This is a genomic window from Actinosynnema sp. NPDC059797 (genome assembly GCF_042732085.1).
Taxonomy (GTDB): domain Bacteria; phylum Actinomycetota; class Actinomycetes; order Mycobacteriales; family Pseudonocardiaceae; genus Actinosynnema.
In genome coordinates this window covers 7,085-16,468 of sequence record NZ_JBHWIE010000160.1, presented here as the reverse complement: position 1 = coordinate 16,468, position 9,384 = coordinate 7,085, and the positions used below count along the sequence as shown (strand labels likewise).

The window sequence follows — 9,384 nt, the reverse complement described above, 5'->3', positions numbered from 1 at the left end:
GTGCCGGTGGAACCACCGGGCGGCCGACCGGGCCACGTGGTCGAGCGCGCCGGGTTCCTCGAACAGGTGACCCGCGCCGGGCACGACCTCCAGCCGCCCGCCGCAGCGCAGCCTGCGCAACGCCCGCTGGTTGAACTCCACCACCCGGTCGTCGCGCTCGCCGACGATCAGCAGCGTCGGCGCCAGGACGCCGGTGAGCGCGTCCTCGACCAGGTCCGGCCGCCCGCCCCGGCAGACGACGGCGCGCACCGCCGCCGGCCGCTCCGCCGCCGCGACCAGCGCCACCGCGGCGCCGGTGCTCGCGCCGAACAGGCCGATCGGGTGATGGCGGGTCGCCGCCCGGTCGGCCAGCCAGTCCACGACCGCGGCGAGCCGGCCGGCCGCCACCGGCACGTCGAGTTCCGGCTCGCCGCCGTCCCGCTCCTCCTCCGGGAGCAGGTCGAGCAGGGCGGTCCCGATGTGCTCCCGCTGGAGCACGTCGGCCACGTGCCGGTTGCGCGGGCTGTGCCTGCCGCTGCCGCTGCCGTGCGCGAACACCACGACGCCGCTGTTGCGGGCCGGCAGCGTGAGCCGGGCGTCCAGGTGCGACCCGTCCAGCGGGATCCGCACGTCCTCGTCGACGAACACGACTTCCTCCACAACCATCCGGACCGCACCGGGCGGGCGGTGGTCCCACGGGTTGCCCCGCCGGGCACGTCGAAACCAGTCGGAACCCGCGGGCGACCGGCCACCGCGACGCCCCCGGCCGCCCCCGCCCGCGCGACGGCGCGCCGGCCGCGAACCCGTTGCCCCACCGGGAACATGAGGCTCCCTGCATCACCCGAAAGTGCCCGTGTCCGGGCCCTCCGGCCCCGCGCCCTGCTGATAGCCTCTGGCCCTCACCGACCACCCCTCGGCGCAGCCGTTCTCCCCGAAGGACCGTGAGGTCGTTGTCCCCAACGAGCGGGTACCCCGCTGTCGTCTCCGTCCAGAGCCGCGAGTGCAGCCCGGAGCTGATGGAGCGGCTCAGCGGCGCCACGCTGTTCCCCGAACGCCCCTCCGGCGCGGCGGTCGTCTCGGTCGTCCGGCGCGGCGGCGGCTCGCTGTTCCTGATCACCGCGCCGCCGCTGGTCGACGCGGACGACCAGGTCGACTACTTCCTGCGGCTGCTGCCCGAGGAGCACGAGGGCGAGGTGGCGGCCTGCCGCGAGCGCGTCGTCGTGGACGGCGTGGACGACCGCTCGTCGCGGTGGCTCAGCGACAAGCTGCTCGACCCGGTCAACGCCGACGCCGCCGGGCTGCGCGCCCGGCTCGCGGAGTTCGTCGACCGGGAGCGCGGCGCGGGGGCACGGGTCTCCCTGAGCTGCTTCGAGCCGTCGGAGAACCTGGAGCGGCTGGGGGCGCAGCTGGACGTGCCCGTCGACCAGGCCGCGTCCCGGTTCATCCCGCTGGGCACCAAGGCGTCGAGCCGCGCGCTGTTCGACGCCGCCGGCGTGCCGGTGCTGCCCGGCACGGGGGAGTGCCGCACGCTCGACGAGCTGGCCGACGGCATCGCCGGGCTGCTGGAGCGCGGCGTCACCCGGTTCGTGCTCAAGCTCAGCAGCACCGAGTACGGCGCGGGCATGGGCAACGCGGTGCTGCGCCTGGACGGCGCGCGCGGGCGGGCGGACGTGCTCGCCGCGCTGTCGGGCGCGGAGCTGGTGGACGGCAAGCTCACCTGGGAGCAGTTCGCCGGCGCGGTCGGCCGCTCCGGCATCCTCGCCGAGCAGCTGCTGGAGGACGCCGACCTGCGCAGCCCGAGCTTCCAGGGCCGCATCGAGGGCGAGGAGGTCCGCGCCGTCTCCACCCACGACCAGGTGCTGGGCGCGATGGGGCAGACGTACGTGGGCAGCTCCTTCCCCGCCGACGGCGCGTACCGCGAGGACGTCGTCGCCCTCGGGCTGCGCGTCGGCGAGCAGCTGGTGGCGCGCGGCGTGCGCGGCGGCGATTACGGCGTGGACTTCCTGACCGTGCGCGAGGCGGGCGGCTGGCGCAGCTACGGCTGCGAGCTGAACCTGCGCGCGACCGGCACCAAGCACGGCTTCGTCATGGCCACCAGCCTCCTCGGCGTGCTGCCCGACCCCTCGGGCCGGCTGGTCGTCGACGGCGGGGAGCGCGTCTACCAGGCCTCCGACGGCATCACCGACCCGAGCCTGGTGGGGTTGCGGCCGGGCCGGCTCATCGCCGCCGTCCGCGAGTCGCCGCTGCACTACGACCCCGCCACCGGCACCGGCGCGGTCCTGCACATGCTCAGCCCGCTGGTGGAGTACGGGAAGTTCGGCGCGGTGTGCATCGCCGAGGACCAGCCCACGGCCAAGCGCATGATGGTGCGGCTCAAGGAACTGGCCGTGGAGGTGGGCGTTCGCGAGTCCTCTGTGGACGGGGCTTGCGTCGGCCGCTGATCCGACCGGGACCGCGGCCGGGCACGTCGGCCGCGGTCGCCCGCCGTCGCCGGGGCGCGGCGGCTCGCGCGGTCCACCCGGCTCGCGCGGCTCGCACGGTCGCGCGGCTCAAGCCGGCCACCGCCGGTCCACTGCCGGCCGCCGCCGGTCCGCCGGATTCCGCCCGGCGCGCAGGGGCGTGCGCGCCGATTTGCCCGCGCCCTCCTCCGGTGAAGGCCGCGGGGACCGCTGTCCGGCGGGAGTGGAATTTTCGCGGTCGTGGATCAATGACGCACGTATTCACCGCCATTGCGAATAGTTGCACGTCACGGGCGTGCGCGGGGCCGTTCCGATCGATCGGTCTGACACCGAAACGACGTATTGACGCAAATCTTGGGGCGTAATACTCTCGGCACGCGGTCATGCCGGAGGTGGTTTTACCGGCAATCCGCCTGGTTCGCCGTTCTCGTTGTTCTCGCCAGTGGGAGAATGGTCCATGAATGAGGAATCGGCACCCCTTGAAGACACCGAGCCCCCGGCGGGGCCCGTGGCCGACGTCGAGATCGAGGAGTTCGACCTCGACGACATCGAGGTGATCGAGAGCAAGGTGTTCGGCTAGCCGACCGCGCGTCCCGGTGAGGTGTGCCATGGTCAAGTACCTGCCGATCGTCCCGAAACCGGCCGCGGCGCCCCTGCCCGACCCGGTGGTGTCCGAAGTGGACGCGAGCGCGGCCAGGTCGCTGAAGGTGGGCCTGGTCGCCTACAACTGGGAGGCCGACACCTCCCTCGCGCTGTGGAACCTGGTCAACTACGCGCGGCTCGACCCCCTGGTCGCCGAGCACGTCGTCTTCGAGCAGCACTGCGCCGCGACGCCGAAGACCCCCGTCGCGGAGAAGGAGGAGCTGTTCCGCGTGCTCGGCTGGGTGCGCGAGCACCGGTTCGACGTGATCGGGTTCTCCTGCTACATCTGGAACATCAAGTTCGTCAACCAGCTGGCCCAGGCCGTCAAGGAGATCTGGCCGCACGTCGTGGTGCTCTACGGCGGCCAGCAGATCCGCGGCTTCTACGTGCCGCAGGTCTTCGAGCGCGAGCGCTGCGTGGACATCTGCGTGGTCGACGAGGCCGAGATCACCTTCCAGCGCCTGCTGCGGCACCTCGTCGTCGGCGACCCGCCGCTGTCCCGCATACCCGGCCTGGCCTACTGGGCGGCGTCCGACGACCCGGACAAGGCGCACCGGTTCGACGCCGTCGGCCCGCTGCCCGCCGGCTTCGCCTACCACGAGACCGGTGAGGCCCGACTGGTCGACCGCCTGGAGGACATCCCCTCGCCCTACGGCGCCGACGCCCGGCTGCCGGTGGGCGGCGCGTTCCTGTACGAGGCGTCGCGCGGCTGCCCGTACTCCTGCTCGTTCTGCATCTGGGGCGAGTCCAAGGGCGTCCGCGAGTACCCCATGGAGCGGGTGCGCGAGGAGCTGACCACCATCCTGCGCCACCAGCCGTCGCACATCATGTTCTGCGACGGCACCTTCAACATGCGCAAGGCCCGCGCCGCCGAGGTGCTGGGCATCCTCAACGACCACCTGCGCGACGGCCGGGTGCGCCCCTTCAGCCTGCTGCTGGAGCTGAAGCTGGAACTGATCGACGACCGCCTCGCGGCCGTGCTCGACGAGCTGGTCCGGCTCAACCCGCTGGTCACCGTCGAGTTCGGCATGCAGAGCGCCACGCAGGAGGCGGCGGAGCTGATGCGCAGGCCGTTTAAGGAGGACAAGTACCTCGCGGCCTGGCACCGGCTGACCCCCAAGCTCCAGTCCTCGGCCGTGATCGACTGCATCTACGGCCTGCCCGGCGACGGCGTGGAGCAGTTCAAGACCACGGTCGACTTCGCCTACTCCCTGGTGCCGCACCGCATCCAGTGCTTCCGCCTGTCGATCCTGCCCGGCTCGGAGTTCGAGCGGCAGGCCGAGGCGCACGACATCAGGTACGCGCGCGAGCCCAACCACGCCGTCCACCGGACCAGGTGGCTGGACCTGGAGGAGATGGCCTGGGTGGAGGCGTTCGGCTTCGCCGTGGCCGACCTCCACCACTTCCACGGCACCTCGATCCGGTGCCTGCTGGGCCTGCCCGCCGCCGAGGGCACGAAGTTCAGCGACCTGGTGACCGAGTTCGTCGAGTGGGCGGGCCGCGACCGGGTCATGGGCACCTCCTACGACGGCAACACCCCGGACGGCCGCTGGCGCGCGATCAACCTCAGCGCCCTGTTCGAGAGCTTCACCTTCGACCGGCTGCTGCCGGGGCTCGCCGGGGACGCCGACCCGTACCTGGTCGACAAGCTGGGCGAGCTGATCCACTACGAGACCCAGATGGGTCGCATCGCCATCGAGGGCCTGCCCGAGGCGACCACGTCCGCGGCCGGGCCCACCGTGCACGCCCAGCTGATGCGGGCGCGCTACGACCTGCCCGGCTTCATCATCGCCAACCGCGGGCGGACCCGGGTCGACGTCGGCGAGCTGCGGGAGTCGCCGACGTGCATCGCCTTCACCGTGAAGGCGGGCCACCAGGACGTGCGGGTGCCCGTCGCGTACCGGATCAGCGAGCGCACCGCCGACCTGCTCGACCGGGTGCGCCGCACCGGCGACGTGGCGTCGGTCGGCAAGCGGGCGGTGGACCGGCTCATCGAGGTCGGCCTGCTGGCCTGAGGAACACCACGAGGGGAGCGCCATGGAGAAGCCCGCCCCGGTCGGCGTGGGGATCCAGTACAACCCGGAGATCCTGGACTGGTTCCCGTTCGAATCGCTGGAAGTCGACCTGTTCGAGGTGCTGCTGGACCCGTTCATGGGCCCGCTGGACGGCCCGTCGGTCTTCCTGCCCGGCGCCTACGAGCGACTCATGGACCTCAAGAGCAGGCACCTGCTGCTCGCGCACTCCAACTACGGCTGCGACTTCGGGTTCGGCGACCTGTCGCGCACGCCCGCGGTGCGCAGGCACGTGCCGATGACCAAGGCCATCGACAGCCCGTGGGTGGCCAACCACAGCTTCTACGGCGACGAGTCGTGGCTCGACATCTGGAGCAGCCCCGTCCAGTTCTCGCCGGCCGAGGTGCGCCGGGTCGCGGAGCGGGCGGGCGAGCTGCAGGAGCTGTACGGGGTGCCGCTCGCGCACGAGAACGCCACCTACTACCTGGCCACGCCCGGCTCCACCATGCGGGAGGCGGAGTTCATGGCGGAGCTGGTCGACCGCGCGGGCACGTTCCTGCACCTCGACCTGCACAACGTGTACGCGAACTCGCTCAACCTCAAGGGCTTCGACGCCTGGGAGTACCTGGACACGATCCCGCTGGACCGCGTGCTGGCCGTGCACCTGGCGGGCGGCAGCTGGCACGAGGGGCTCTACCACGACTGGCACGACAGCCCGGTGCCCGACGAGGTGTGGGAGATGCTCGACTGGCTGCTGGCCCGCGCCCGGCCCGGCGCGGTGGTCCTGGAGTACCAGGGCCGCTGCCACCACGAGGGCACCCGGCTGCTCGACGAGGACGACGAGCCCATGATCGTGCGCGACCTCGCCCGCGCCAGGGCCGCGTGGGACAGGGCGACCGCCGCGCGCGGAGCGGTGTGATGGGCGGCGGCGTGGCGGGGAGCGGTGCGGTGGAGAGCGGCGTGGCGGGGAGCGGTGTGGCGGGGGCCGGGCTCGACGCGCGGACCGTCTGGAACGCCTGGCGGCGCGTCATGCGCGAGGACGCGATCCAGGACGCCATGTTCTCCGGCGCGCTCGCCGAACGCGCCGGCGAACTGGGCCTGGACCCGGAGGAGCGGGAGGTCGTCGAGCGCTACGCGACCACGCCCGCGGGCACGAGGTTCTTCATCGCGAGCTTCCGCTACCGGATGTCCAGCTCGTTCGTCAACGCGCTGGAGACCGCCGCGCCGCTGACCCACCGGCTGCTGCTGGCCAACGGCGCGGACGTCGGCGCCCTGGGCGAGGAGTTCCTGGACTCGGTCGGCTGGCGGGACTTCGGCCCCTACGTCTACACCTACGGCGGCGAGGTGCTCCGGTTCCTGCGCGACCACCCCGACGCGGGCCGCCTGCACGGCCTGGCGGACCTGGTCGCGATCGAGCTGGCCGCCGTGGGCGTCACGATCGCCGCGTCCGGGACCGCGCCCGACTTCACGCCGACGCCCGGCGCGTACCGGGCGAGCAGCGCGGTCACGTCGGTGACCACCGCGCTGGACGTGTCGGGCTGGCTGCGGGCGGGCGCCCGGCTGGGCCGCGACCCGGTGCCGGCCGGGCCGAGGGCGTTCCTGGTCTACCTGGCCCCGCCGGACCTGCGCCGGCGCGTGGTCGCGGTGCCGGACGCCGTCGCGGGGCTGGTCCGGTCGCTGGAGGAGCCGCGGCCCGCCGCCGAGGCGGGCGACCCCGCGCTGCTGGACCGGCTGGTGCGCCTCGGCGTCCTGGTCGGGCCGGGAGCCGCGTAGATGCTGTTCCCCTGGCTGTGGCTGCGGTCGACCGGGTTCCCGTTCCGGTGGGTGGAGGAGCAGGCCCTGCCCGACCCCGACGACCCCGCCGCGTTCGACCGGGAGGTGCTCGCGGCGCGGGCGCGGCTGGTCGCCCGGACCAGCGAGCCCGCCGTGGTCGAGGCGCTCGTGCTGTCCAACCCCGACGCGGCCGACCGGGTGGCCGCCCTGGCGGGGGCGGACCTCGCGCGGGTCACCAGCCGCACCCGGCAGCGGCTGCGGCTGGCCTGGTCCTACCTCCAGCGGTTCTGCGCCAAGAACGAGACCTGCGGTTCCTTCGGACCGCTGGCGTGGGGCGTGGTGGACCCGGGCGCGGCCGAGGACTTCGCCACCCGGCCCGCCGACCCGGCCGCGGGCGCGCTGCGGCGGCGCTCGGTGAGGGTCGAGCACTGGGCGCTGCGCGGCCTGGCGGACGCGCTGGTCGCCTCCGGGCGCGCCACCCCGTCCTACCGCCTGCACCCGGCGTGCGACCTCGACGGCGACGACCTGCGGGTGCCGGTCGGCCGGCGCGTCACCCTGACCGCGCCCGCCGCCCGGTACGTGCGCGCGGTGCAGGCCAGGGCGCTCGAACCGGCCGGGGTGTTCGAACTGCCCGGCGGCCACCTGCGCCCGCTGATCGCGGCAGGCGCGTTGCGCCGCGAGATCCCGGTGCCGCCGGGCAGCGGGCCTGGCGCGATCGAGGCCGCGCTGGGCCACCCGCTCGACGTGGTCGCGCGGCTGGAGGCGCTGCGCGCCCGGTTCGAGCGGACCACCGGCGCGACCGCCCGCCGCGCCCTGCTCGACGAGGCGCGCGCGGAGCTGAGGGCGGCGGGCGTGGACACCACCAGGGCCACCGGCGTTCCGTACGCGGCCCGGCAGCCCTTCTACGAGGACTGCGAGCGCAACACCCGGTTCCGCGTCGGCGGCGGCACGGCCCGCGTGCTGCGCGACGACCTGCCGCCGCTGCTGCGCCTGCACCGGCTGGTCGCCGAGTGCGCGGCGAGCCGGCTGCACGAGCACTACGCGTCGGTCGACGTCGAGGACTTCCCGAGCTACCTGCGGGCCGTGCGCGCGCCCGCCGTCGTCGGGCCGGTGCTCGCCCGCGTGGCCGACGAGCTGCGCACCGCGCTGCACGCGGCGTGGGACCGCTTCGGGCCGGCCGAGGAGATCTCCCTGGACGACGGCGACCTGGCCTCCGTGGCCGACGCGCTGCGCGCCCGGTTCCCCGACCACCACCGCCACGCCGGCGTGCTGGGCGTCGGGGTGGTGTCGCCGGACGTGCTGCTCGTCGGGGACGGCACGGTCGTGCTGGGCGAGGTGCACCCGTGCGTGCCCGCCGCCCTCCAGCCGGTCGCGCTGCCGTTCCTCGACCGGGCCGAGGCCGAGGACGCGCTGGCGCTGGCCGAGCGGGTGCTGTGCGGCGGGCGCACCGTGCTGGCCGCGACCGACGCGGGCTACCAGCGCTCCCTGTTCGCCTGGCCGGTCACCGCGTCGCTCGTGGAGGTCGTGCTGCCCGGCTCGACCAGCCGGTGCCCGCCCGAGCGCACCGTCCCGGCGGGCCGGGGCCGCGTGCGGGTGGTCGACGGGCTCGTCCGGTTCGTCGACCGGGCCACCGGCCGCACCGAGGACATGGTCACCGTGCTGTCGTCGGACCTGCACCGCGTGGTGTTCGACGTCGCCGGCGCGGTGCTCGGCGGCGCGCTGACCGCCCGGCTGCGCTACCGCCGCGTCGTGGTGCGCCGCCGCCGGTGGCTGCCCGACCCGGCCGGGCTGCCCGCCGCGCCCCACCCGGCCGAGGACTCCGCCGACTTCCGGGCGCTGCGCGCGTGGGCCGGCGCGCACGGCCTGCCGCGCCGCTGCTTCGTGCGCGCCGACACCGAGCCCAAGCCGATTTACCTCGACTGGGGCGCGCCGCTCGCGGTCGACGCCTTCGCCAAGGTCGCCCGGGGCGCGGCGGCGCTGGTGGTCACCGAGTTCAGCCCCGGTCCCTGGTTCACCGACGACCTCGGCGCGCACACCGCCGAGCTGCGCATGACCCACGTGGTCTGAGGGGAGCGGCATGGTCAGCGTGCGCGGCCGGTTCCCCGAGCGGCTGGTGGTCGAGCCGACCGGCGGCGGCCGGTTCTCCGTCACCGACCCGCGCACGCGCGCCGGCTGGGTGCTCGGCGGCGCGGAACTGGCGGTGGCACGGCTGTTCACCGGCTCCGGGACCTACCTCGACGTGGCCGAGGCGGTGCGCCGCGAGCACACCCGGAAGGTGTCGGTGGAGGCGCTGCGCGCCTTCGAGGCGACGCTGCTCGACCTGGGCGTGCTGGACGAGGCCCGCCCGTCGCCCGTGCGCCGTGCGCTGCGGGTGCTGGCCGCGGTGGAGCGGGTCGACCTCGCCGCCGCCGACCCCGCGCCGGTGCTGGACGCGGTGCTGCGCCGCGCGCCGTGGCTGGCCCGCAGCGGGTTCGCCGCGGTCGCCGCGGTGGTGTCGGCGTGGCCGCTGCTGGTGCTGG

General features: G+C 74.5%; 8 protein-coding genes. 7 read left to right on the top strand and 1 reads right to left on the bottom strand.

Annotation, left to right across the window (positions count from 1 at the left end; translation table 11 throughout):
• Positions 1–645, bottom strand: a 645-nt coding sequence (locus ACFV4N_RS27650; protein WP_499675523.1) for a dienelactone hydrolase family protein, incomplete at its 3' end; no start/stop codon positions are given.
• A gap of 284 nt (positions 646–929) precedes the next feature.
• Here ACFV4N_RS27650 and ACFV4N_RS27645 point away from each other — a divergent pair.
• From ACFV4N_RS27645 to ACFV4N_RS27615, 7 genes are all read left to right on the top strand, one after another.
• Entirely contained in the window at positions 930–2,420 is a 1,491-nt protein-coding gene (locus tag ACFV4N_RS27645) for a peptide ligase PGM1-related protein (RefSeq protein ID WP_499675522.1), read from the top strand.
• A gap of 475 nt (positions 2,421–2,895) precedes the next feature.
• Positions 2,896–3,018, top strand: a complete 123-nt coding sequence (locus ACFV4N_RS27640; RefSeq protein ID WP_499675521.1) for a hypothetical protein — start codon at positions 2,896–2,898, stop codon at positions 3,016–3,018.
• Between the two features lie 28 nt (positions 3,019–3,046).
• On the top strand, positions 3,047–5,095 hold the full coding sequence (locus tag ACFV4N_RS27635) for a B12-binding domain-containing radical SAM protein (RefSeq protein WP_499675520.1): 2,049 nt from the start codon (positions 3,047–3,049) through the stop codon (positions 5,093–5,095).
• Positions 5,096–5,117: 22 nt separating this feature from the next.
• Positions 5,118–6,011 carry an MbnB/TglH/ChrH family RiPP precursor modification enzyme gene (locus tag ACFV4N_RS27630; RefSeq protein ID WP_499675519.1) on the top strand — a complete coding sequence of 298 codons (894 nt, stop codon included), beginning with the start codon at positions 5,118–5,120 and terminating at the stop codon, positions 6,009–6,011.
• 41 nt (positions 6,012–6,052) lie between these two features.
• On the top strand, positions 6,053–6,865 hold the full coding sequence (locus ACFV4N_RS27625; protein WP_499675518.1) for a hypothetical protein: 813 nt from the start codon (positions 6,053–6,055) through the stop codon (positions 6,863–6,865).
• A complete protein-coding gene (locus ACFV4N_RS27620) occupies positions 6,866–8,932 on the top strand; it encodes a hypothetical protein (protein ID WP_499675517.1) in 2,067 nt (688 codons plus the stop codon). It begins immediately after the preceding gene.
• Between the two features lie 10 nt (positions 8,933–8,942).
• A partial coding sequence (locus ACFV4N_RS27615; protein WP_499675516.1) for a hypothetical protein occupies positions 8,943–9,384 on the top strand: 442 nt, incomplete at its 3' end.

What these genes read in the sequence shown, in the direction of transcription:
- ACFV4N_RS27640 (WP_499675521.1), top strand. Translation starts at nt 2,896, where the DNA reads ATGAATGAGGAATCGGCACCCCTTGAAGACACCGAGCCCCCGGCGGGG.
- ACFV4N_RS27635 (WP_499675520.1), top strand. Translation starts at nt 3,047, where the DNA reads ATGGTCAAGTACCTGCCGATCGTCCCGAAACCGGCCGCGGCGCCCCTG.
- ACFV4N_RS27630 (WP_499675519.1), top strand. Translation starts at nt 5,118, where the DNA reads ATGGAGAAGCCCGCCCCGGTCGGCGTGGGGATCCAGTACAACCCGGAG.
- ACFV4N_RS27620 (WP_499675517.1), top strand. Translation starts at nt 6,866, where the DNA reads ATGCTGTTCCCCTGGCTGTGGCTGCGGTCGACCGGGTTCCCGTTCCGG.